This is a genomic window from Serratia sp. Z4 (assembly GCF_009900725.1).
Lineage (GTDB): Bacteria > Pseudomonadota > Gammaproteobacteria > Enterobacterales > Enterobacteriaceae > Serratia > Serratia nematodiphila.
In genome coordinates, this window is sequence record NZ_JAAABD010000003.1 from 393,803 (window position 1) to 416,250 (window position 22,448).

24 protein-coding genes and 5 tRNA genes are annotated in these 22,448 nt (G+C 57.3%); 21 read left to right on the forward strand and 8 right to left on the reverse strand.

Translation table 11 applies throughout. From position 1 onward, the window contains the following. Nucleotides 1-3: 3 nt before the first annotated feature. On the reverse strand, nucleotides 4-1,383 hold the full coding sequence (locus GT753_RS15755) for an MFS transporter (protein ID WP_160125750.1): 1,380 nt from the start codon (nucleotides 1,381-1,383) through the stop codon (nucleotides 4-6). A 243-nt stretch (nucleotides 1,384-1,626) separates the two neighbouring features. Here GT753_RS15755 and pncC point away from each other — a divergent pair, with 243 nt between their 5' ends. The 3 genes from pncC (at nucleotide 1,627) to recX (ending at nucleotide 3,864) form a co-directional block, all read left to right on the forward strand. Next, entirely contained in the window at nucleotides 1,627-2,115 is a 489-nt protein-coding gene (pncC, locus tag GT753_RS15760; RefSeq protein ID WP_015376700.1) for a nicotinamide-nucleotide amidase, read from the forward strand. 111 nt (nucleotides 2,116-2,226) lie between these two features. Beyond that, nucleotides 2,227-3,291 (forward strand): recombinase RecA, encoded by a 1,065-nt coding sequence (gene recA, locus GT753_RS15765; protein ID WP_004932541.1) that lies wholly within the window; start codon nucleotides 2,227-2,229, stop codon nucleotides 3,289-3,291. A gap of 60 nt (nucleotides 3,292-3,351) precedes the next feature. Further along, entirely contained in the window at nucleotides 3,352-3,864 is a 513-nt protein-coding gene (gene recX, locus GT753_RS15770; RefSeq protein WP_088381251.1) for a recombination regulator RecX, read from the forward strand. Nucleotides 3,865-3,904: 40 nt separating this feature from the next. Here recX and GT753_RS25720 read toward each other — a convergent pair whose 3' ends face one another. After that, nucleotides 3,905-4,048 carry a hypothetical protein gene (locus tag GT753_RS25720; protein ID WP_162180460.1) on the reverse strand — a complete coding sequence of 48 codons (144 nt, stop codon included), beginning with the start codon at nucleotides 4,046-4,048 and terminating at the stop codon, nucleotides 3,905-3,907. Between GT753_RS25720 and alaS the strand changes: the two genes are divergently transcribed. From alaS to luxS, 11 genes are all read left to right on the forward strand, one after another. After that, nucleotides 3,998-6,625: an alanine--tRNA ligase gene (gene alaS, locus GT753_RS15775; RefSeq protein WP_004932534.1), complete on the forward strand. Its 2,628-nt coding sequence runs from the start codon at nucleotides 3,998-4,000 to the stop codon at nucleotides 6,623-6,625. The genes GT753_RS25720 and alaS overlap by 51 nt on opposite strands. A 252-nt stretch (nucleotides 6,626-6,877) precedes the next feature. After that, nucleotides 6,878-7,063: a carbon storage regulator CsrA gene (csrA, locus tag GT753_RS15780; RefSeq protein ID WP_004091602.1), complete on the forward strand. Its 186-nt coding sequence runs from the start codon at nucleotides 6,878-6,880 to the stop codon at nucleotides 7,061-7,063. Between the two features lie 310 nt (nucleotides 7,064-7,373). Then, nucleotides 7,374-7,466, forward strand: a tRNA-Ser gene (locus tag GT753_RS15785). A 3-nt stretch (nucleotides 7,467-7,469) separates the two neighbouring features. After that, nucleotides 7,470-7,546 (forward strand) — tRNA-Arg (locus GT753_RS15790). Nucleotides 7,547-7,607: 61 nt separating this feature from the next. Further along, nucleotides 7,608-7,684, forward strand: a tRNA-Arg gene (locus GT753_RS15795). Between the two features lie 52 nt (nucleotides 7,685-7,736). Beyond that, nucleotides 7,737-7,813: transfer RNA gene (locus tag GT753_RS15800), tRNA-Arg, on the forward strand. Nucleotides 7,814-7,888: 75 nt separating this feature from the next. Continuing rightward, nucleotides 7,889-7,965 (forward strand) — tRNA-Arg (locus GT753_RS15805). A gap of 315 nt (nucleotides 7,966-8,280) precedes the next feature. Next, complete coding sequence (yqaB, locus tag GT753_RS15810; protein ID WP_004932523.1) at nucleotides 8,281-8,847, forward strand: fructose-1-phosphate/6-phosphogluconate phosphatase; 567 nt, start codon at nucleotides 8,281-8,283, stop codon at nucleotides 8,845-8,847. Then, the gene (locus GT753_RS15815) at nucleotides 8,844-9,272 is read left to right on the forward strand and encodes a YqaA family protein (protein ID WP_004932520.1); all 429 of its coding nucleotides are present in this window, start codon (nucleotides 8,844-8,846) and stop codon (nucleotides 9,270-9,272) included. The genes yqaB and GT753_RS15815 overlap by 4 nt, the downstream gene beginning before the upstream one ends. An 82-nt stretch (nucleotides 9,273-9,354) precedes the next feature. Then, nucleotides 9,355-10,917: a glutamate--cysteine ligase gene (gene gshA / locus GT753_RS15820; RefSeq protein ID WP_015376703.1), complete on the forward strand. Its 1,563-nt coding sequence runs from the start codon at nucleotides 9,355-9,357 to the stop codon at nucleotides 10,915-10,917. 166 nt (nucleotides 10,918-11,083) lie between these two features. Further along, nucleotides 11,084-11,599: an S-ribosylhomocysteine lyase gene (gene luxS, locus GT753_RS15825; protein WP_160125751.1), complete on the forward strand. Its 516-nt coding sequence runs from the start codon at nucleotides 11,084-11,086 to the stop codon at nucleotides 11,597-11,599. Nucleotides 11,600-11,664: 65 nt separating this feature from the next. On the opposite strand, the gene GT753_RS15830 is transcribed toward luxS, so the two are convergent. Next, nucleotides 11,665-12,954, reverse strand: coding sequence for an HlyC/CorC family transporter (locus GT753_RS15830; RefSeq protein WP_160125752.1), 1,290 nt, complete (start codon nucleotides 12,952-12,954; stop codon nucleotides 11,665-11,667). A gap of 42 nt (nucleotides 12,955-12,996) precedes the next feature. Further along, the gene (locus GT753_RS15835) at nucleotides 12,997-13,788 is read right to left on the reverse strand and encodes an inner membrane protein YpjD (protein ID WP_004932506.1); all 792 of its coding nucleotides are present in this window, start codon (nucleotides 13,786-13,788) and stop codon (nucleotides 12,997-12,999) included. 169 nt (nucleotides 13,789-13,957) lie between these two features. On the opposite strand from GT753_RS15835, the gene ffh reads away from it, so the two are divergent. From ffh to rplS, 5 genes are all read left to right on the forward strand, one after another. After that, nucleotides 13,958-15,319, forward strand: coding sequence for a signal recognition particle protein (ffh, locus tag GT753_RS15840; RefSeq protein ID WP_004932504.1), 1,362 nt, complete (start codon nucleotides 13,958-13,960; stop codon nucleotides 15,317-15,319). 214 nt (nucleotides 15,320-15,533) lie between these two features. Beyond that, a complete protein-coding gene (rpsP, locus tag GT753_RS15845) occupies nucleotides 15,534-15,782 on the forward strand; it encodes a 30S ribosomal protein S16 (protein ID WP_004932501.1) in 249 nt (82 codons plus the stop codon). Nucleotides 15,783-15,800: 18 nt separating this feature from the next. Further along, a complete protein-coding gene (rimM, locus tag GT753_RS15850) occupies nucleotides 15,801-16,349 on the forward strand; it encodes a ribosome maturation factor RimM (protein WP_015376706.1) in 549 nt (182 codons plus the stop codon). Between the two features lie 52 nt (nucleotides 16,350-16,401). Then, entirely contained in the window at nucleotides 16,402-17,169 is a 768-nt protein-coding gene (gene trmD, locus GT753_RS15855) for a tRNA (guanosine(37)-N1)-methyltransferase TrmD (RefSeq protein WP_004932485.1), read from the forward strand. Nucleotides 17,170-17,217: 48 nt separating this feature from the next. Further along, nucleotides 17,218-17,574 carry a 50S ribosomal protein L19 gene (rplS, locus tag GT753_RS15860; protein WP_015376707.1) on the forward strand — a complete coding sequence of 119 codons (357 nt, stop codon included), beginning with the start codon at nucleotides 17,218-17,220 and terminating at the stop codon, nucleotides 17,572-17,574. A gap of 143 nt (nucleotides 17,575-17,717) precedes the next feature. Here the strand turns inward: rplS and GT753_RS15865 are convergent, their stop codons facing one another. The 4 genes from GT753_RS15865 to GT753_RS15880 form a co-directional block, all read right to left on the reverse strand. Continuing rightward, nucleotides 17,718-17,945: an ogr/Delta-like zinc finger family protein gene (locus GT753_RS15865; RefSeq protein WP_021505301.1), complete on the reverse strand. Its 228-nt coding sequence runs from the start codon at nucleotides 17,943-17,945 to the stop codon at nucleotides 17,718-17,720. Between the two features lie 66 nt (nucleotides 17,946-18,011). Beyond that, nucleotides 18,012-18,524 carry a lysozyme gene (locus tag GT753_RS15870; RefSeq protein WP_015376709.1) on the reverse strand — a complete coding sequence of 171 codons (513 nt, stop codon included), beginning with the start codon at nucleotides 18,522-18,524 and terminating at the stop codon, nucleotides 18,012-18,014. Continuing rightward, nucleotides 18,508-18,729 carry an HP1 family phage holin gene (locus tag GT753_RS15875; protein ID WP_004932472.1) on the reverse strand — a complete coding sequence of 74 codons (222 nt, stop codon included), beginning with the start codon at nucleotides 18,727-18,729 and terminating at the stop codon, nucleotides 18,508-18,510. Before GT753_RS15875 ends, GT753_RS15870 begins: the two co-directional genes overlap by 17 nt. A 245-nt stretch (nucleotides 18,730-18,974) precedes the next feature. Further along, nucleotides 18,975-19,739: a YdiY family protein gene (locus tag GT753_RS15880; RefSeq protein ID WP_004932469.1), complete on the reverse strand. Its 765-nt coding sequence runs from the start codon at nucleotides 19,737-19,739 to the stop codon at nucleotides 18,975-18,977. 495 nt (nucleotides 19,740-20,234) lie between these two features. Between GT753_RS15880 and GT753_RS15885 the strand changes: the two genes are divergently transcribed. Further along, nucleotides 20,235-21,311, forward strand: a complete 1,077-nt coding sequence (locus GT753_RS15885) for a 3-deoxy-7-phosphoheptulonate synthase (RefSeq protein ID WP_004932466.1) — start codon at nucleotides 20,235-20,237, stop codon at nucleotides 21,309-21,311. A 3-nt stretch (nucleotides 21,312-21,314) separates the two neighbouring features. Then, on the forward strand, nucleotides 21,315-22,436 hold the full coding sequence (gene tyrA, locus GT753_RS15890) for a bifunctional chorismate mutase/prephenate dehydrogenase (protein WP_015376710.1): 1,122 nt from the start codon (nucleotides 21,315-21,317) through the stop codon (nucleotides 22,434-22,436). Nucleotides 22,437-22,448 lie beyond the last annotated feature (12 nt).

The following is a 22,448-nucleotide window of genomic DNA, read 5'->3' on the forward strand; positions in this document are numbered from 1 at the left end:
CGTTTACAGCATGGCGTGCGCCTTTTTCAGGCCGGTGTCTTCTTCCAGATCGGCGCCCTGAGGCAAGGGCTCCGCCTCTTGTGCTTCGGGCTGCGGCTCGTCGACCTCGGGCGCCGCTTCCGGCGGCGGCATGGTGTCGTGAATGATCTGTTCATCGAAGGTCGGATTGAGCGCCGGCGACAGCGGCGAGCTGGTGAGGCTGTCCGGCAGCGGAATGTGCGGCACCGGCGCGTCCTGCGCCAACTGCGGTTCCTCCGCTTTCGCCGTGCGGCTGAGGGCCGCCAGCAGCACGCCGCACAGGGCGAAAAAGGCGTACAGGATATTGCCGCCCAGCGGCTCGATCAGCGCGCCGACCGCCAATGGCCCGATGCTGGCGCCGACGCCGAACGCCATCAGCAGACAGGCGGCCAGCGAGACGCGGCGTTCCGGCTCGATCAGATCGTTGGCCAGCGCCACCGCCAACGGGTAGAGCGTAAATTGCAACATGCTGACGACGAACCCGACCGCCAGCAGCAGCGGGAAATCGATGTGCGGCAGCAGCGCCAGCGGCAGCGCCGCCACGATCAGAAAAATGGCGTTGAGGCGCATCAGCAACGGGCGATTATAGCGATCCGACAGCCAACTGAGCGGGAACTGCGCCACCAGCCCGGCGAAGATGGCCAGCGCCATGAACAGGCCGGTTTGCTGAGTGGTTAAGGATTGCAGACTGGCGTAGACCGGCGCCAGGCCGTAAAACGAGCCCACCACCATGCCGATCACCAGCGTGGTAGCCAGCACCTTGGGAATGGCGCCGACAAAGTAACGCAGCTCCATCGGGGCCGGCGACATGTGGCGCGCATTGGTGCGGGTGGTGAGAGCGATGGGCACCAGACAAAGCGCGAAGCACAGCGCGATCACCAGCAGCGTGGTGATGCCCAGGTTGCTTTGCAGCATCAGCACTATCTGGCCCAGCGACATGCCGAGATAGGTCGCCGCCATATAGAAGCCGAACACCATGCCGCGCTGGTTGGATTCCGCCTGGTCGTTCAGCCAGCTTTCCAGCACCATATACTGGCACATCATGCACAGCCCGATCACCAGACGCAGCGCGACCCAGGCGGGAATGAACGCCGTCAGACCGTGCCCCAGCACCGCAGCGGTGATGATGCCGGCGCAGGCCACGTAGGCGCGGATATGCCCGACGCGGGCGATGAGAAAGTGGCCGACCTTGCCGCCGATCACCAACCCGATGTAGTTGGCGGCGATGATGGCGCCGATCAGCGCGCTGCTGACGTGGATGGAGGCCAGCCGCAGCGAGACATAGGTGGTGAGCAGGCCTGAGCCCAACAGCAGCAACAGGGTGGTGGTGTACAACGGCAAGAATACGCCCAACGTTTTTTTCACGCTATCATCCTAATCTCTTCTGGTGCGCCCTGAGGCCGCCGCCGCAGCGCGCCGCCTCCGTGATGTTCCTTGTGCTGGTGCGCCGCCGCTCAATGGGGCGCTTCTTTTGATACTAGCAGCTTGGCCGGGCGCTTAAAACCGCACCTCCTGCGAGGCGCTGCGCATTTCTGCGCGCCGGCCGCCGCGTCGCCTTGATAAATGCTACTATCGGGCGCATATACCTGAATTCGCGAGGGAGGGGTTATGAGTGAAAACCAACTGCGCCGGCTCAGCGTGCTGGCGGGGGAAAAACTGAAGGCGCAGGGCCGCTGGATCACCTGCGCGGAATCCTGCACCGGCGGCGGCATCGCCAAGGCCATCACCGATATCGCCGGCAGCTCCGCCTATTTCGATCGCGGTTTCGTCACCTACAGCAATGCGGCGAAACATGATCTGCTGGGGGTGAGCGAAGCGACGTTGATGGCGCACGGCGCGGTCAGCGAAGAGGTGGTGCGCGAGATGGCGATAGGGGCGCTGCGGGCGGCGCAGGCCGATCTGGCGCTGTCGGTGAGCGGCATCGCCGGCCCGGACGGCGGCAGCGTGGAAAAGCCGGTCGGCACCGTGTGGTTCGGCTTTGCCAGCAGCGATGGCCGGGGGCTGTCGCGCAAGATGCAATTCGAGGGCGACCGCGATGCGGTGCGGCTGCAGGCGACGATTTTCGCGCTGCAAACCGCCATCGACGAATTTTTGTAAATTAGGCTTGATACTGTATGACCATACAGTATAATTAGTGACATTTCCTGCACAACATACATTCAGTGGCAGTGTGGGGTAACACCGGCATTGCGAAACGAAGGAGCAAAAATGGCTATTGATGAGAACAAGCAAAAGGCGTTAGCTGCGGCACTGGGCCAGATTGAGAAACAGTTCGGCAAAGGCTCCATCATGCGTCTGGGTGAAGACCGCTCCATGGACGTGGAAACGATCTCCACCGGCTCACTGTCACTCGATATCGCCCTGGGCGCCGGCGGCCTGCCGATGGGCCGCATCGTAGAAATCTACGGCCCGGAATCGTCCGGTAAAACCACTTTGACGCTGCAGGTGATCGCCGCTGCGCAGCGCGAAGGCAAAACCTGTGCGTTCATCGACGCCGAACACGCACTGGATCCTATCTATGCGAAAAAGCTGGGCGTCGATATCGACAACCTGCTGTGCTCCCAGCCGGATACCGGCGAGCAGGCGCTGGAAATCTGTGATGCGCTGACCCGCTCCGGCGCGGTTGATGTCATCATCGTCGACTCCGTGGCGGCGCTGACGCCGAAGGCGGAAATCGAAGGTGAAATCGGCGATTCGCACATGGGCCTGGCGGCGCGCATGATGAGCCAGGCGATGCGTAAACTGGCCGGCAACCTGAAAAACGCCAATACCCTGCTGATCTTCATCAACCAGATCCGTATGAAAATTGGTGTGATGTTCGGCAACCCGGAAACCACGACCGGCGGTAACGCCCTGAAGTTCTATGCTTCGGTGCGTCTGGATATCCGCCGCATCGGCGCCATCAAAGAAGGCGACGAAGTGGTGGGCAGCGAAACCCGCGTGAAAGTGGTGAAGAACAAAATCGCTGCGCCGTTCAAACAGGCTGAGTTCCAAATCATGTACGGCGAAGGCATCAACAGCCGCGGCGAACTGGTCGATCTGGGCGTGAAGCACAAGATGATCGAAAAAGCCGGCGCCTGGTACAGCTATAACGGCGAGAAGATCGGTCAGGGCAAGGCGAACGCCTGTAACTTCCTGAAAGAAAACCCGGCTATCGCCGCCGAGCTGGACAAGAAGCTGCGCGACCTGCTGCTGCACAGCGGCGGTGAGCTGGTGGCTGCTTCCGGTGACGACTTCGAAGATGACGAAGCGGAAACCAGCGAGCAGTTCTAATCGCTGAAGATGTGCGCCGCCGTATATGTGGTGCATATCCTCTGAATTCAGGCTTGAATGATGAATGACTTGCTAAGCCGCGCCATGCGCCTGCTGTCGCAACGCGATCATAGTGAAGCTGAACTGCGCCGCAAACTTGCGGCGCAGCCGTTTGTGGCGAAAGCCCGGTTTGGCGGTAAGGGGCCACATGCGCCGACATCACCGCCGGTGGCCGAAGAGCCAGTGGATCCTGCGCTGATCGATCAGGTTATCGCCTACTGTTACCAGCACAACTGGCTGGATGATAAGCGTTTCGCACACAGCTACATCGGTAGCCGCAGCCGCAAGGGTTATGGCGCGCAGCGCATCCGCAGCGAACTGATGCAAAAGGGCGTGGATAAAGCGCTGGTGCAGGACGCGTTGGCGGAATGCGATATCGACTGGTGCGAACAGGCGAAACAGGTGGCGCAGCGAAAATTTGGCGATGCGTTGCCAACCGACTGGAAAGAGAAAGCCAAAGTGCAGCGTTATCTGCTCTATCGCGGTTTCTTCCAGGAAGAAATTCAGTCAATTTACCGTGATTTTGCGCAATGAGCGCACACGGGGTTTTACTTCCCTCTGAAGAAAATTTATCTTATCCCCACTTTTTGTTCGTGAGCTGGTTGTCATCGTCGGGATGACGCGCCACCGGCTCACGTGTCGTTATTCTAGCCTTTCCAGGAAAATTATGAGCAAGAGCACCGCTGAGATCCGTCAAGCGTTTCTCGATTTCTTTCATAGTAAGGGTCATCAGGTTGTAGCAAGCAGCTCCCTGGTGCCTAACAATGATCCGACATTGCTGTTTACCAATGCCGGCATGAACCAATTTAAGGATGTTTTCCTGGGGCTCGACAAACGCGCCTATTCCCGCGCCACCACCTCGCAGCGCTGCGTGCGCGCAGGCGGCAAGCATAACGACCTGGAAAACGTCGGTTATACCGCTCGTCACCACACCTTCTTTGAAATGCTGGGTAACTTCAGCTTCGGCGATTACTTCAAGCACGACGCGATCAGCTACGCGTGGGAACTGCTGACCGGTGAAAACTGGTTCAACCTGCCGAAAGAGAGACTGTGGGTCACCGTGTATGAAACCGATGACGAAGCATTCGACATCTGGCAGAAGCAAATCGGCGTACCGGCCGAGCGCATTATCCGCATCGGCGATAACAAGGGCGCGCCTTTCGCTTCAGATAACTTCTGGCAGATGGGTGATACCGGCCCATGCGGCCCGTGCACCGAGATTTTCTACGATCACGGCGATCACATCTGGGGCGGCCCTCCGGGCAGCCCGGAAGAAGACGGCGACCGCTACATCGAGATCTGGAACATCGTTTTCATGCAGTTCAACCGTCAGTCCGACGGCACCATGCTGCCGCTGCCGAAACCTTCGGTGGATACCGGCATGGGTCTGGAGCGCATCGCGGCGGTGTTGCAGCATGTGAACTCCAACTATGAGATCGACCTGTTCCGTACCCTGATCGCCGCCGTAGCGAAAGTGACCGGCGCGACCGATCTGGATAACAAATCCCTGCGCGTTATCGCCGACCACATTCGTTCCTGCGCCTTCCTGGTGTCTGACGGTGTGATCCCGTCTAACGAAAACCGCGGCTACGTGCTGCGTCGTATCATTCGCCGCGCGATCCGTCATGGCAACATGCTGGGCGCGAAAGATACCTTCTTCTACAAGCTGGTAGCGCCACTGATCGAAGTGATGGGCCCGGCGGCCGACGAGCTGAAACGCCAGCAATCGCTGGTGGAACAGGTGCTGAAAACCGAAGAGGAGCAGTTTGCCCGCACGCTGGAGCGTGGTCTGGCGTTGTTGGACGAAGAACTGGCCAAGCTGCAGGGTGATACTCTGGACGGCGAAACCGCTTTCCGTCTGTACGATACCTACGGTTTCCCGGTCGATCTGACCGCTGACGTCTGCCGCGAGCGCGGTCTGAAAGTCGACGAAGCGGGCTTTGAAGAAGCGATGGAAGCGCAGCGCCGCCGCGCGCGCGAATCCAGCGGCTTCGGCGCCGACTACAACAGCCTGATCCGCGTGGATGGCAGCAGCCAGTTCAGCGGCTACGATCACGACGAGCAGCAGGCGACGGTGATCGCGTTGTTCCGTGACGGCCAGCCGGTCGAGCAGATCAACGCCGGCGAAGAGGCGGTGGTGGTGCTGGACGAGACGCCGTTCTACGGTGAATCCGGCGGCCAGGTCGGCGATAAAGGCGTGCTGAAAGCCGCCGGCGCCGAGTTTGTGGTCAATGACACCCAGAAATACGGTCAGGCTATCGGCCACCAAGGCAAACTGGCGCAGGGCTCGCTGAAGCTGAACGATCGCGTGGATGCGCAGATCGACGCCGAGCGCCGCAACAGCATCCGCCTGAACCACTCCGCGACTCACCTGCTGCACGCTGCGCTGCGCCAAACGCTGGGCGATCACGTTGCGCAGAAAGGCTCGCTGGTTAACGACAAATACCTGCGTTTCGACTTCTCGCACTTCGAAGCGATGAAGCCGGAACAAATCCGCGCGGTGGAAGATCTGGTGAACCAGCAGGTGCGTCGTAACCTGCCGGTGCAGACCGAGCTGATGGCGTTGGAAGACGCCAAAGAGAAGGGCGCAATGGCGCTGTTCGGTGAGAAGTACGACGACAACGTGCGCGTGCTGACCATGGGCGACTTCTCCACCGAGCTGTGCGGCGGTACCCACGCCAGCCGCACCGGCGATATCGGCCTGTTCCGCATTTTGAGCGAGTCGGGCACCGCGGCGGGCATCCGCCGTATTGAAGCGGTGACCGGCGCAGGCGCTATCGCCACGCTGCACCAGCAAAGCGATTTGTTGCAAGACGTTGCGCAGTTGGTGAAGGGCGACAGCAACAACCTGACCGATAAAGTGCGCTCGGTGCTCGATCGCACCCGCGCGCTGGAAAAAGAACTGCAGCAACTGAAAGATCAGCAGGCGGCGCAGGAAAGCGCGTCGCTGTCCAGCCAGGCGAAACTGGTTAACGGCGTGAAGCTGTTGGTCAGCCAGTTGGACAATGTCGAAGCCAAAATGCTGCGCACCATGGTGGATGACCTGAAAAATCAATTGGGTTCGGCCATTATCGTGTTGGCGACGACGGCTGATGACAAAGTCAGCCTGGTCGCGGGCGTGACCAAGGATCTGACTGACCGCGTGAAAGCCGGCGAGTTGATCGGCAACGTGGCGCAGCAGGTCGGCGGCAAGGGCGGTGGTCGCCCGGATATGGCGATGGCGGGGGGGACGGATATCAACGCTCTGCCAGCGGCGTTAAACAGCGTAGAAGCCTGGGTGGCCTCAAAGCTGTGAACATAAATAAATAGCACGGACAAACGCCATAATACTTTGTTGATTATGGCGTTTTCATACTGTGCTAACACAATTTAGTTACAATTGCGGGAACAAAGTTTTTCTGGTCGGCTAAACTTACCATTATCTGAGGTGGGACCAAGTCTGCTTACACTTATTGTGGATTGCGCGGCTTACGTTTTCACCACATATGATGGATAATGACGGGGAAACTGAGAGACCCGACTCTTTTAATCTTTCAAGGAGCAAAGAATGTTAATTCTGACTCGTCGAGTTGGTGAAACCCTCATGATTGGCGATGAGGTTACGGTCACTGTGCTAGGGGTAAAAGGCAACCAGGTGCGTATTGGTGTGAACGCCCCCAAAGAGGTTTCAGTTCACCGTGAAGAAATCTATCAGCGCATTCAGGCAGAGAAGTCTCAGCAGACGACTTACTGATTCCGAAGCAGCGTCTCGTTGCCAGACGAGACGCTACTGCATCGTTTTACCCACTTCTTTCGTTCTCCCCTCTCTTTTTCGTGATTATTTTCCCGGTGAGTTTCCTGCTTTATTGCTGCAGACGTTGCGGTTGCCTGTTGATTAAACGCCCTTTTTGCCGTGAAATCGCCCATGTTGGGTGCGAATTGTGCAAACGCGCATGAGTTGGGAAAAATTGTTTGACTTAAAAGTCGGAGAAAGTAATATGTGCGCCACGCAGTGCCGATGAGCTTCTCCAAAGCAAGTTAGGCACAATTCGAAAGAAGCGTATGGTGAGGTGGCCGAGAGGCTGAAGGCGCTCCCCTGCTAAGGGAGTATGCGGTCAAAAGCTGCATCCGGGGTTCGAATCCCCGCCTCACCGCCATTTGCATCCGTAGCTCAGCTGGATAGAGTACTCGGCTACGAACCGAGCGGTCGGAGGTTCGAATCCTCCCGGATGCACCATATTTTGCAGTATGGTGGGGTAGTAACAACGTACCATACGGTATCAAAAAAGAATTCCTGTGCATCCGTAGCTCAGCTGGATAGAGTACTCGGCTACGAACCGAGCGGTCGGAGGTTCGAATCCTCCCGGATGCACCATTCTTCAAGTCTGGCTTTATTAGCAAAGCCGGCACGCGGTAAAAATAGTAATGCATCCGTAGCTCAGCTGGATAGAGTACTCGGCTACGAACCGAGCGGTCGGAGGTTCGAATCCTCCCGGATGCACCATCTAAAAGAAGCCCGCCTTAGCGGGTTTTTGCTTTTCTGTTATTCGTGAAACAGACAAGCGGCAAAAACAGTCATGCATCCGTAGCTCAGCTGGATAGAGTACTCGGCTACGAACCGAGCGGTCGGAGGTTCGAATCCTCCCGGATGCACCATGTTTAACCTCCCGTATCGCGAAGAGAAATCGTCATGCGGGTGGTAAAAAGAAAGTGTCCTTGGGGAGGATAACGTTGCTTTAGCAACGGCCCGCAGGGTGAGGCGTTGGCGCCGAATCATCCTCCCGGATACACCATCTAAGAGAAACCCGCCCTGGCGGGTTTTTCGCTTTTCAGCATTTAGCCATTCTCTCTTCCCCCCTTTCCTGCTTTGTACCCGATCGATCACAGCACATTCCGCTATGACGCAGTCAGCGACAACCCAACGGCTTTACGCTAAAGTAGTTTTCTTTCCTCAACGATCATGGAGTAACGATGTACGACCGCTATCAGGGTCTTATTTTCGACATGGACGGCACGATTCTGGACACCGAGCCAACGCACCGCAAAGCGTGGAGTGAAGTGCTGTCACGTTATGGCATGACGTTTGATGAAGCGGCTATGGTGGCGCTGAGCGGTTCACCGACCTGGCGCATCGCTCAGGCGATTATCGCCAGCCACCAGGCCGATCTCGATCCCCATCACTTGGCCGCGGAGAAAACCCGCGCGGTGGAGGCGATGCTGTTGGACAGCGTGCGCCCGTTGCCGCTGATCGAGGTGGTAAAATCCTATCACGGTCGTCGTCCGATGGCGGTCGGTACCGGCAGCGAGCACCGCATGGCGGAAATGCTGCTGCGTCATCTCGGCCTGTTCAACTGCTTCGACGCGATCGTCGGTGCGGACGACGTACAGCGCCATAAACCGGAGCCGGACACCTTCCTGCGTTGCGCCGAACTTATCGGCGTGCCGCCGGAAAAGTGCGTGGTGTTTGAAGACGCCGAGTTCGGCATTCAGGCGGCAAAAAGCGCCGGTATGGACGTGGTAGACGTTCGCACGCTGTGAGTAGTACGCTAGCCGTAATATCGTTATTTGGCAGCAGCTTCCTCAGTGCGACGCTGCTGCCGGGAAATTCAGAAATCGTTCTGGTCGCTTTGCTGACTCAGAGTCGCGTCTCGCCGGAATTGCTGGTGCTGGCCGCGACCCTGGGCAACACGCTGGGCGGCTTGACCAATGTCATTATCGGGCGCCTGTTACCGGCGTTGAAACCACAGCGGGGGCTGGCAACGGCGCTCGGGTGGCTGCAACGCTTCGGCCCGGCTGCGCTGTTGCTCAGTTGGGTGCCGGTGGTGGGCGATTTGTTGTGCGTGTTGGCAGGTTGGCTGCGCATGCCCTGGGGCTCTGTCGCGCTGTTTCTGTGTATCGGAAAAGCGCTGCGTTACATCGTTTTGGCTATGATAACGGTACAGGGCATCGCCTGGTGGCAGTAACCAAGTGAATATAACTCAATATTCTCTCGGGTGCGGATTCAGTATGCTTACGAGTTATTGTTTTTAGAAGCGGGAGGTCAATTTGATCCCGGACGTATCACAGGCGCTTTCTTGGTTGGAAGCCCATCCTCAGGCATTAAAAGGCATTCGTCGCGGCATCGAGCGTGAAACGCTGCGAGTCACGCCGAACGGCACCTTGGCGACTACCGGGCATCCGGAAAAGCTGGGGGCGGCATTGACGCATCACTGGATCACCACGGATTTCGCCGAGGCGCTGTTAGAGTTCATTACGCCGGTTGATGACAATATCGATCACTTGCTGACGTTCCTGCGCGATATTCATCGCTACGTGGCGCGCAACATTGGCGATGAGCGCATGTGGCCGCTCAGCATGCCGTGCTTTATCGAAGCCGAGCAGGATATTGAGCTGGCGCAGTTCGGTTCTTCGAACATCGGCCGCATGAAGACGCTGTACCGCGAAGGGTTGAAGAATCGCTATGGCGCGCTGATGCAGACCATTTCCGGCGTGCACTACAACTTCTCGCTGCCGCTGGAGTTTTGGCAGGCCTGGGCTGGCGTGCAGGACGCAGAAAGTGGTAAAGAGCAGATCTCGGCGGGGTATTTCCGTCTGATCCGCAACTACTACCGTTTCGGTTGGGTGATCCCGTATCTGTTCGGTGCATCGCCGGCCATTTGTTCTTCGTTCCTCAAAGGGCGCGAGACCACTCTGCCGTTCGAACGCACCGAGCAGGGGATGTGCTACCTGCCGTACGCCACCTCGCTGCGTCTGAGCGACCTGGGTTATACCAACAAGTCGCAGAGTAATCTGGGCATCACCTTCAACGATCTGCACAGCTATGTGGCCGGTTTGAAGCGGGCGATCGTTACGCCTTCCGAAGAGTTCGCCAAGCTGGGCGTGAAAGAGGGTGATCGCTACCTGCAGTTGAACAGCAACGTGCTGCAAATCGAGAACGAGCTGTATGCGCCGATCCGGCCGAAGCGCGTGACCAAAAGCGGCGAAACGCCGTCAGACGCGCTGCTGCGCGGCGGTATCGAATACATCGAAGTGCGTTCGCTGGATATCAACCCGTTCTCGCCGATCGGCGTGGATGCGGTGCAGGCGCGTTTCCTGGATCTGTTCCTGGTGTGGTGCGCGCTGGCGGATGCGCCGGAGATGAGCAGCGATGAACTGCTGTGCACGCGCAAGAACTGGAACCGGGTGATTCTGGAAGGGCGCAAACCGGGTCAGACCATCGGCATCGGCTGTGGCGCCAGCCATGAACCGCTGGAAAAAGTGGGCAAGGCGCTGTTCGCCGATCTGCGTCGGGTAGCAGAAGTGTTGGACGGCGAAGCCGGCAACCGTCAATACCAGCAGGTGTGCGATGAGCTGGTCGCCGCGTTTGACGATCCTGAGCTGACTTTCTCCGCGCGCATTCTGAAGGCGATGAAGGCGGAAGGCACCGGACGCGTCGGTCTGCAGCTGGCGGAGCAGTATCGCCAGACATTGCTGGAAGAACCGTTGGAAATCCTGAACGAAGCCGAGCTGGATAAAGAGCGGGAAGCCTCTTGGCAGCGTCAACGCGACATAGAAGCCAATGATACGCTAAGCTTTGAAGCGTTCCTGAAGCAAAACGGCGGAAGCTGAAAAAGAAAAAGGCCACATCAATGTGGCCAAATATGCATCTCTGATGACAGGGATGATGATAACAAATGCGCGTCTTTCACATACTCAGACTCGCAGGGTTGGAAAAGGTTTCCCGGTTAGGAAAAAAAGTTTCGAAATAAATGCTCTTTTACGAGGAGGTAGCGAAATGCCATTGCTGGATAGCTTTACCGTCGATCATACCCGTATGGCAGCCCCGGCTGTCCGCGTTGCGAAAACCATGAAAACGCCTCATGGCGATACCATCACGGTATTTGATCTGCGCTTTTGCCGCCCGAACCTGGAAGTGATGCCCGAACGCGGCATTCACACGCTGGAACACCTGTTCGCCGGCTTTATGCGCGACCACCTGAACGGCCAGGGCGTGGAGATTATCGACATCTCCCCAATGGGCTGTCGCACCGGTTTCTACATGAGCCTGATCGGCGTGCCGGAAGAGCAGCGCGTTGCCGATGCCTGGAAAGAGGCGATGGCAGACGTGCTGAAAGTGACCGACCAGCGCAAGATCCCTGAGCTGAACGAGTACCAGTGTGGTACCTACCACATGCACTCGCTGGAAGAAGCGCAGGAAATCGCCAAGCACATTCTGGATAACGGCGTGGTGGTGAACCACAACGACGAACTGGCGCTGCCGAAAGAGAAGCTGCAGGAGCTGCATATCTAACCGTACGTTTCCCGCAGAGACAAAAAAGACGCGATTTCGCGTCTTTTTTACGTTCTGGCGGAGGGTTAGTGATGGCCGATGCTGGACTGCAGCGAGGTGATCGGCGTGACCCGCACCTGTTTGATCATATTGCCCTGCACGTCGAGAATGTCGATATCGTAATGGTCGATACGCACCCGGGTGCCGATTTCGGGTATCTCTTCCAGTTCTTCCAGCAGCATGCCGTTGACGGTGCGAGCTTCATTGGCGGGTAAAGTCCAGTTAAAGGCCTTGTTCAGCTCCCGCACGTTGGCGGTACCGTCGATCAAGACCGAGCCGTCGCTCTGCGGCGTGACTTCTTCCGCCAGCGTCGGCGACATTGAGGTGGTGAAGTCGCCGACGATCTCCTCGAGGATGTCTTCCACCGTAACCAGGCCCTGAATGTCGCCGTACTCGTCGACCACGATGCCGACCTTCTCTTTGTTGCGCTGGAACTTCACCAGCTGCACGTTGAGCGGCGTGCCTTCCGGTACGAAGTAGATCTCATCGGCGGCGCGCAGCAGGTTCTCTTTGTTGAACTCTTTTTTCTCGGTCATCAGGCGATAGGCTTCGCGCACGCGCAGCATGCCGATCGCGTCGTCCAGCGAGCTGCGATACAGCACGATGCGGCCGTGCGGCGAATGGGTCAGCTGGCGCATGATCGACTTCCAGTCGTCGTTGACGTCGATGCCGACGATCTCGGTGCGCGGCACCATGATGTCGTTGACCGTCACCTTTTCCAGGTCCAGCACCGAGATCAGCATGTCCTGATTGCGGCGGGAGATCTGCGACTGGGATTCACGCACGATGGTGCGCAGCTCATCCTTGCTGACGGCGTCGCTGATGCGCACGTTGGTGCGGATACCGAACAGGCGCAAGGTCAGGCTGGTGATGCCGTTGAGCAGCCAGACCAGCGGGAACATCACCTTTTGCAACGGGGCCAGCAGGACGCTGCTGGGGAAGGCGATGCGTTCCGGATAGAGCGCGGCGAAGGTTTTCGGCAGCACTTCAGCGAACAGCAGCACGGCGAAGGTCAGCACGCCGGTCGCAATCGCCACGCCGAGATCGCCATACAGCCGCATGCCGACGATGGTCGCCAGCGCCGAGGCGAGGATGTTGACCAGGTTGTTGCCGATCAGCACCAGGCCAATCAGCCGATCCGGTTTTTGCAGCAGCTTCTCCACCCGGCGCGCCGAACGGTTACCCTGCTTGGACAGGTGGCGCAGGCGATAACGGTTGAGCGTCATCATGCCGGTTTCGGAGGCGGAGAAGTAAGCGGAGACCACGATCATGATCACCAGGATAATGATGAGGGTCCCCGTCGACACATGCTCCAATGCAGTATTCCTTATAGAGAGGGAAAGTTGAACCGGGCTGGCTCAGCGCACCATCACCTGTTGAATCAGACGGCTGCCGAAGTAGGCGAGCGTCAGCAGGAAGGCGCCGGCGAAGCTGAACCAGACGACGCGGCGGCCGCGCCAGCCTTCATGGTAATGGCCCCACAGCAACACGATATACACGAACCAGGCCATGATCGACAACACGGCTTTATGCACGTTTTCTTTGCTGAACAGATTATCCATGTACAGCAGGCCGGTGCACAGGGTGAGCGTCAGCAGCACCACGCCGATCTGGGTGATATGGAACATCTTGCGCTCGATGCTCATCAGCGGCGGCATGTCGGCGCTGAAGGTCAGCTTTTTGTTTTTCAACAGGTAGTCGAGCCAGGCGAGCTGTAAGGCGTAGAGCGCGGCGATGATAAGGGTGGCGTAAGAGAACAGCGCCAGGCCGATATGCACCATCAATTCCGGGCTGGCTTCCAGGTGAGTGATGAACTCGCCGGGCATGAAGCTGGCGAAGGCCAGATTGATCATCGCGAAACTGTAGACGATCGGCAGCAGGAACCAGCCGCGATCGCGTGAAGCGACGAAGGTCATCACCGAACAGATGATCAGGCTGACGATAGAACCAATGTTCAGCAGGCTGAGATTCTGCCCGGCGCTGACGTCAAAGATGCGCTGCTGCAGCGCGATGGCGTGGCAAATCAACGCCACCACCGCCGAGACGAGGGCGAGCCGACGGTATGCGCTGTTCTTCCGCAACAAGCTGGGAATGATCAGTCCAAGGCTGAGCAGGTAGGCCATCAAAGCCACAATGGAGAAAACTGGCATAACGTTTAATTTTGCTTCGGCGTGGTTAATTGGAGTGTCAGTATAGCGTTGCGCGCGTTTCACTCCAACCTATCTCCAACGCTGAGGCAGAGATCCTGCGCGCTTCGTGTTATCATCGGCGCAATTGTGTCGCCGGAGCGGCCTGTCATTACACGTTGAGCATGAGACGATGTTTGAAAATTTAACCGATCGATTGTCGCGCACGTTGCGCAATATCAGCGGCCGCGGGCGGCTGACCGAAGAGAATATCAAGGAAACCCTGCGTGAAGTGCGCATGGCATTGCTGGAGGCGGACGTTGCGCTGCCGGTGGTGCGCGACTTCATCAACCGCGTCAAAGAGAGCGCGGTTGGCCATGAAGTCAACAAAAGCCTGACGCCGGGGCAGGAGTTCGTCAAGATCGTCAAGGGCGAGCTGATCGCCGCGATGGGCGAAGTCAACACCGAGCTGAATCTGGCGGCCCAGCCGCCGGCGGTGGTGCTGATGGCGGGCCTGCAGGGGGCCGGTAAAACCACCAGCGTCGGTAAGCTCGGCAAATTCCTGAAAGAAAAACAGAAGAAGAAAGTGTTGGTGGTTTCCGCGGACGTTTATCGCCCGGCGGCGATCAAACAGCTGGAAACGTTGGCGGAAGGCGTCGGCATCGACTTCTTCCCGTCTGACGTCAAAGAAAAACCGATCGACATCGTCAATCGCGCGCTGCAACAGGCCAAGCTGAAGTTCTACGATGTCCTTATTGTCGATACCGCCGGCCGCTTGCACGTTGACGAAGCGATGATGGACGAGATCAAACAGGTGCACGCGGCGATCAAGCCGGTGGAAACCCTGTTCGTGGTCGACGCCATGACCGGCCAGGACGCCGCCAATACCGCCAAGGCGTTTAACGAAGCGCTGCCGCTGACCGGCGTGGTGCTGACCAAGGTCGACGGCGATGCGCGCGGCGGTGCCGCGTTGTCCATCCGCCATATCACCGGCAAGCCGATCAAGTTCCTTGGCGTCGGCGAGAAGACCGAAGCGCTGGAGCCGTTTTACCCGGATCGCGTGGCATCGCGCATCCTGGGCATGGGCGACGTGCTGTCGCTGATCGAAGATATCGAAAGCAAGGTCGACCGCGAGCAGGCAGAGAAGCTGGCCAACAAGCTGAAGAAGGGCGACGGTTTCGATCTGACCGACTTCCTGGAGCAGCTCAAGCAGATGCGCAACATGGGCGGCATGGCCAATATGCTGAGCAAGCTGCCGGGCGCCGGCCAACTGCCGGACAACGTCAAGTCGCAGATGGACGACAAAGTGCTGGTGCGCATGGAGGCGATCATCAACTCGATGACGCTGAAAGAGCGTGCCAAACCGGAAATCATCAAGGGCTCGCGCAAGCGCCGCATCGCGATGGGGGCCGGCATGCAGGTGCAGGACGTCAACCGCTTGCTGAAGCAGTTCGACGAAATGCAGCGTATGATGAAGAAGATGAAAAAAGGCGGTATGGCGAAGATGATGCGCGGCATGAAAGGTATGATGCCGCCGGGCTTCCCTGGCCGCTGACGGGCTTCCGCACGCCGAGTGCGGGCGCTTTCAGCATTCGCCGTTCGCGGTGAAAACCGTCCGAAATTTGACAGGCTGCAAAAGTTGTCCCCTGCGATCGACGCTTTAGATTGCTTTTTGCGCCAAAATGAGTAAAATTTTCGGGCTTTTTATATTGCAACCGGGCCCCGTCCCTCAATGGGGCCCGGCTGTTTTATTAACTAAAGAGGATGTTATGGTAACAATTCGTTTGGCACGTGGCGGCGCTAAAAAGCGTCCGTTCTATCAAGTAGTAGTGACCGACAGCCGCAACGCTCGTGATGGTCGTTTCATCGAGCGCGTAGGCTTCTTCAACCCGATCGCTTCCGGTCAGGCTGAAGCACTGCGTCTGGACCTGGACCGCATCGAGCACTGGGTTGGTCTGGGTGCAACCGTTTCTGATCGCGTTCACGCGCTGATCAAAGACGCTAAGAAAGCAGCTTAATCTGTCGCGGTGGTGGCAATGAGCAAGCAACTCAAACCGGTAGCGCCTAAGCAGCCGATTGTACTCGGTAAAATGGGTTCCGCTTACGGCATTCGTGGTTGGCTCAGAGTGTTTTCATCCACCGAGAACGCCGAAAGCATTTTTGACTATCAGCCGTGGTTTATCCAGCAGGCGGGTCAGTGGCAGCATATCGAGTTGGAAGACTGGAAGCGCCACAGTCAGGATCTGATCATCAAAGTCAAAGGCATTGACGATCGGGACGCGGCGAATCTGCTGACTAATCGCGAGATTATGGTGGATTCCGATCAACTTCCTCCGTTGGAGGGTGATGATTACTACTGGAAAGACCTGATGGGCTGCCAGGTAGTCACCTCCGCCGGCTACGAGCTGGGTAAAGTCATCGATATGATGGAAACCGGCTCGAACGATGTGATGGTTGTGAAAGCGAACCTGAAAGATGCGTTCGGCATGAAGGAGCGGTTGATTCCGTTTCTTCATGGGCAGGTTATCAAGAAAGTCGATCTCACTGCTCGCGTGATTGAGGCAGATTGGGATCCTGGTTTTTGACCCCCGGATCAAACGGTCGAAGCAAGTGGAATAACGGTAAGGGGATTGGCTTGTGTTCATCGGTATTGTAAGCCTGTTTCCTGAGATGTTCCGCGCTATCACCGATTACGGGGTGACTGGCCGGGCAGTAAAAAATGGCCTGCTGAGCGTGCAGTGTTGGAGTCCGCGCGACTTCACCTACGACCGGCATCGTACCGTGGACGATCGCCCTTACGGCGGCGGCCCGGGAATGCTGATGATGGTGCAACCTTTACGGGAAGCCATTCATGCGGCGAAAGCAGCGGCAGGCGAGGGAGCAAAGGTGATTTATCTGTCACCTCAGGGGCGCAAGCTGGATCAAACTGGCGTGTGCGAACTGGCGGCCAATCAGAAGATGATTCTGGTGTGCGGCCGTTACGAAGGGATAGACGAGCGCGTAATCCAAACCGAAATTGACGAAGAATGGTCAATCGGCGATTACGTTCTCAGCGGCGGGGAACTGCCGGCGATGACCCTGATTGATTCAGTCGCCCGTTTCATACCGGGTGTGCTGGGCCATCAGGCCTCAGCGGAGGAAGACTCCTTCGCCGACGGATTGCTGGACTGCCCGCACTATACCCGCCCCGAGGTGTTGGAAGGGATGGAGGTACCGCCGGTTCTGCTGTCGGGCAACCATGCCGAGATACGTCGCTGGCGCTTAAAGCAGTCGCTGGGCCGAACCTGGCTTAGAAGACCTGAACTTCTAGAAAGCCTAGCTCTGACTGACGAGCAAGCGGTGTTGCTGGCTGAGTTCCAACGGGAACATCAGGCCAGGCAACAGGACTATGAAGGAAACGTCTGACATCAGACGGGACCGATATATCAGTTTACCTAGGGTAAGAGACATATTATGAGCAACATTATTAAGCAACTTGAACAAGAGCAGATGAAACAAGACGTACCTGCATTCCGTCCGGGTGATTCCGTGGAAGTGAAGGTATGGGTCGTTGAAGGTAGCAAAAAACGTCTGCAGGCATTCGAGGGCGTGGTTATCGCTATCCGTAACCGCGGTCTGCACTCTGCATTCACTGTTCGTAAGATTTCCAACGGCGAAGGTGTTGAGCGCGTATTCCAGACTCACTCCCCAGTAATCGACAGCATTACTGTTAAACGTCGTGGTGCCGTTCGTAAAGCTAAACTGTACTACCTGCGTGAACGTACTGGTAAGGCTGCTCGTATCAAAGAGCGTCTGAACCGCGTTAACTAACGCTGCATCCAAAAGTTAATAGTTATCAGGGGTTGGCCTATGCCAACCCCTTTTTTTATCTTAAAACCTCGACATGTTGCATTTGCGAGATTTCGTCTGCGCACCGCCAACATAATAAAGCCTGCATAAGCAGGCTTTTTGCATTACAGCGCTGCGGCGCTGTGTTTCTGCTGACTCTCCGGCGGGTGAGGCTGAGCCGGGATAATGTCATCGCCAGGTTTGACGATCACCCGCGCGACGGATTCGTGCGTGGCGAACGTGCAGCTGCAATTGATGTTGCGGCATTGATGGTAACGCTCTTTAGTCGACTCGCTCAGATAGCGGCTGGAGCGAGTGTGGGCCACGTGACCGCATAGTGGACAGTGCATCATAAGAACCCCCTTGAACAAATTAAGTGAAATTGGTGTGGCATCATCCTTTGGCGAGCGAACTCGTCATCATGAGGCAATGCCCTGCAAGCACAGTGCGCGTTCCATGGCGCGTCGCTGTTCCAGCCCTTTGTTTTTCTTTCCGTTTACGTAAACCCAGCGTGGCAGCTGATCGCAGGCCTGCCGCCACTGGCGCTGTTGCAGCAGCGCGACTAGCGTAGAGTGGCAGGCTGCGCTGACGCCCACATTGAAGGCGAAGGCGATCGCCGCATCATAGGTTTGTTGCGAGAGCGTATCCGGCAGGCAGGCGGCCATGCCGCGCTCGGTGCGGCGAACATCGTCGACCAAATCCATCGCGGCTTTGTGTTCATCAATCGCTTTACCAGGGATGACGCCAGCGGTGTGCCCAATGCCCTGCGTCCACACCCCGGCGCTGCACTGGTACGGCGACAGGCGGCAACCTTCGAGATCGGCGATCAGCCTGAGGCCGGCTTCTGAGGTTTGCAGCTCGCCAAATGACGGCAACAGCACGGCGATGGCCAAAACGGCGGCGACGCTGCAGCGCTTAACGGTTGCACTCATCGTAAATTTTCCTCCGCGATGTCGCATTGCGCTCAATGGCCTTCAAGATCTGCAGGCTTTTACGTCGGTAGTACCAGTTCACCAGAAACGTGCCGATGCCTACCGCCGCACCGACTAAAAAGGCAATGTCCTGCGGAGACAGCTTGCCGAGCCAGGCGAGAAACAGCGCCATGGCGTAGGTGATGAATGAGGTTATTTTCTCCATAGCATTATGCTCGCTTCGTTTACAGAATCTCGGGAGCCGGAGGCATCAATGTGAGACAGCTTGCTATCGATATCCATCATGCTCCTGGTCTGTATGATAATTACTGTATATGCATACAGTATTAAGCTATTTGCTAAAGTCGTCAATGGGTGAGGTGAATATTTTTAGCAGATTGTGCAAAAGAGGGAGGGGGCGGCATAAAAAAAGCCCATCGATGATGGGCTTCGAGAAATAATGGGGGGAGATTACAGGCCGTAGACCAGCGTGACCGAGGTGGTGGTATCTGTGTTCTTCGGCGCTGAGGCCGGCGGTTTGCTGTTGTAGGTCACGGTGTAAGCAACGCGCAATGAGAAGCGATCGTTGATCGCCACGTTCAACGCGCTTTCCGAGTTCAGCGTGGTTTCTTCGTTCGCCAGCGCGGAAACGCCCTGAATGAACTTGGTGTTGTCGGTCAACTGATAGGAATAGTTGGCCGCACCATAGGCCAGCCCCTTGGTCGAGCGGCCGCCGCCATGGTATTCGTCATGGCGCACGCCGGGACCGAATTCCACCCGCAGGTCACTGAGCGGCCCGTTAAGGAGTTGACGGCCGTAGCCGCCGGTCAGCGTGGAGCGTGAATCGTAACCGTTGAAACGGTCACTCAGCCAGCTGGCCTGACCGAACAGGTAGTTGCGATCGGTCAGGTTATAGCGCGTACGGCCACCGGCCTGGTATTTTTCGGACGAGCGCACGTTGGAGGAGGTGGTGTTGTTGGCCGCCCCCCACAGGCTGTACGCCGCGTCGCTGTTGAACCAGGTCATGTTGGTGTTGGCCAACAGGGTGGAGCTCTGCGAGTTGCCTGACTGGGCGTTGTAGCCCGCCTGCACGTTGCCTTCGAACGGTTTCTTGGCGGTGGCCGGATCGTCCATCGCGGTGAAAAGCGTATTGTCGGCAAGGGCTGAAACACTGGTGAAAGTCGTTAAGCAGCAAATATACAGCGGAAAAGCGCGACGAGCGCGAGAAGAGAGCATCTTGGATCCAGTTGTTAAGGGGAGTTATTGTTGATGACGGTCACATTATATCGGTTCATTTCGGCGACAAAAATAGCCGCCATTAGCTTAAGTTTTTAATTTTTATCCCTCATTTATTCGCTTTTCTTCTACTTAAAATCATCGCTTTTGGCGGCATTTCGTGCTGATCCTGCTTCGCACTGGCGTCGGTGCCGAGATCGGCGGCGTATTTTCGCTGTAAAACTAAGTGTACAAATTTATTTACGAATGTTCATTTTTCTTAGACCGGGTGGCTAATGTGGAATGACGGGGTTTGTTATTCATTAATGTTATGTATTTATTGTATTTTAACTGGTTTTTACAAGCCTTTTTCAAAGGTGATTTAATCAGGGTGATTACGGTAATTTTTTATTTACGGAAAATGGATTGAAAACTTTACATATCGTGATAGGGTAGAGCCCTGAAACGCTCAATGTTCCATTTCAACGCATAACGCCAAACGACAGGAATAGCATCATGCAAAAAGACGCGCTCAATAACGTACACATCAGTGCAGAACAGGTTCTCATCACGCCGGAGGAGCTGAAAAACCAGTTCCCGCTCAGCGCCGACGACGAAAATGAGATCGCCACTGCGCGCAACACTATCGCCAACATTTTGCAGGGGCGCGATCATCGCCTGTTGGTGGTGTGCGGGCCTTGTTCGATCCACGATCCGGACGCGGCGCTGGACTATGCCCGTCGTTTGAAAACCCTGGCGGCTGACTTGAGCGATCAGCTGTATATCGTTATGCGCGTCTACTTTGAAAAACCCAGAACCACTGTCGGCTGGAAAGGTTTGATCAACGATCCGTACATGGACGGTTCGTTTGACGTTGAGGCAGGCTTGCATATCGCGCGTCGCCTGTTGCTGGATCTGGTGGGCATGGGCTTGCCGTTGGCTACCGAAGCGTTGGATCCGAACAGCCCGCAGTACCTGGGGGACTTGTTCAGCTGGTCGGCGATCGGTGCGCGCACCACCGAATCTCAGACCCACCGAGAAATGGCCTCCGGCCTGTCGATGCCGGTCGGCTTCAAAAACGGCACCGACGGCAGCTTGGGTACCGCCATCAACGCCATGCGCGCCGCCGCTATGCCGCACCGCTTCGTCGGCATCAACCAGGCAGGCCAGGTTTGCCTGCTGCAAACGCAGGGCAACCCGGACGGACACGTGATCCTGCGCGGCGGCAAAACGCCGAACTACAGTGCTGAGCACGTCGCGGCCTGTGAAAAACAGATGCTTGAGGCGGGACTCCACCCGTCCTTGATGATAGATTGCAGCCATGGCAACTCGAATAAAGACTATCGCCGTCAGCCGGCGGTGGCCGAGTCCGTGGTGGAGCAGATCAAGGCGGGCAACCGCTCAATCACCGGCATTATGCTGGAGAGCCATCTGCATGAGGGCAACCAGTCTTCCGAACAGCCGCGTGCAGACATGCGTTACGGTGTGTCCGTCACCGACGCCTGCATCAACTGGGAGAGCACGGAAACCCTGTTGCGCCATATGCATCAGGAACTCGGCGCTGCGCTGGCGGCCCGTACGGGAGAAAAGTAAGTTATGGTGGCAGAACTGACCGCGCTGCGCGATCAAATCGATGAGGTGGATAAAGCGCTGCTGGGTCTGCTGGCGAAACGCCTGCATCTGGTAGCGGAAGTGGGCGAAGTCAAAAGCCGTCATGGCCTGCCGGTTTACGTACCGGAGCGCGAAGCCGCGATGCTGGCCTCGCGTCGCCAGGAGGCGGAAAACCTCGGGGTGCCGCCGGATTTGATCGAGGACGTTTTGCGCCGCGTGATGCGCGAATCCTACGTCAGCGAGAACGATAAAGGCTTTAAAACTTTGTGTCCGCAGCTGCGGCCGATCGTCATCATCGGCGGCAACGGCCAGATGGGAAGGCTGTTCAGCCGCTTGCTGACGCTGTCGGGTTATCAGGTCAGGGTACTGGATCAGGAAGATTGGCCGCAGGCGGAACAGCTGCTGGCAGACGCCGGCATGGTGATCGTCAGCGTGCCGATCCACGTGACCGAGCAGGTGATAAGCCGCCTGCCGACGCTGCCTGCCGACTGTATTCTGGTGGATTTGGCGTCGGTGAAGAACCGCCCGCTGCATGCGATGTTGGCGGCGCACAGTGGCCCAGTGGTAGGGCTGCACCCGATGTTCGGCCCGGACGTGGGCAGCGTGGCGAAGCAGGTGGTGGTTTACTGCGACGGCCGCCAGCCGGAGGCTTACCAGTGGCTGCTTGAACAGCTGCAGGTGTGGGGCGCGCGGCTGCATCGCATCAGCGCGGTCGAACACGATCAGAACATGGCGTTTATTCAGGCGCTGCGCCACTTCGCCACCTTCGCCTACGGGTTGCATCTGGCGGAAGAGAACGTGCAACTGGAGCAGTTGCTGGCGCTCTCCTCGCCGATCTACCGGCTGGAGCTGGCGATGGTTGGCCGCCTGTTTGCGCAGGATCCGCAGCTTTACGCCGATATCATCATGTCGTCGGAGGAAAACGTGGCGCTGATTAAACGTTACTACCAGCGCTTCGGCGAGGCGATAACGCTGTTGGAGCATGGCGACAAACAGGCGTTTATCGACAGTTTCCGCAAGGTGGAGCACTGGTTCGGCGATTACGCCCAACGCTTCCTGGTGGAGAGCCGCACGCTGTTGCGGCAGGCTAACGACAGCCGGCAGTAAAACGCGGGCGGT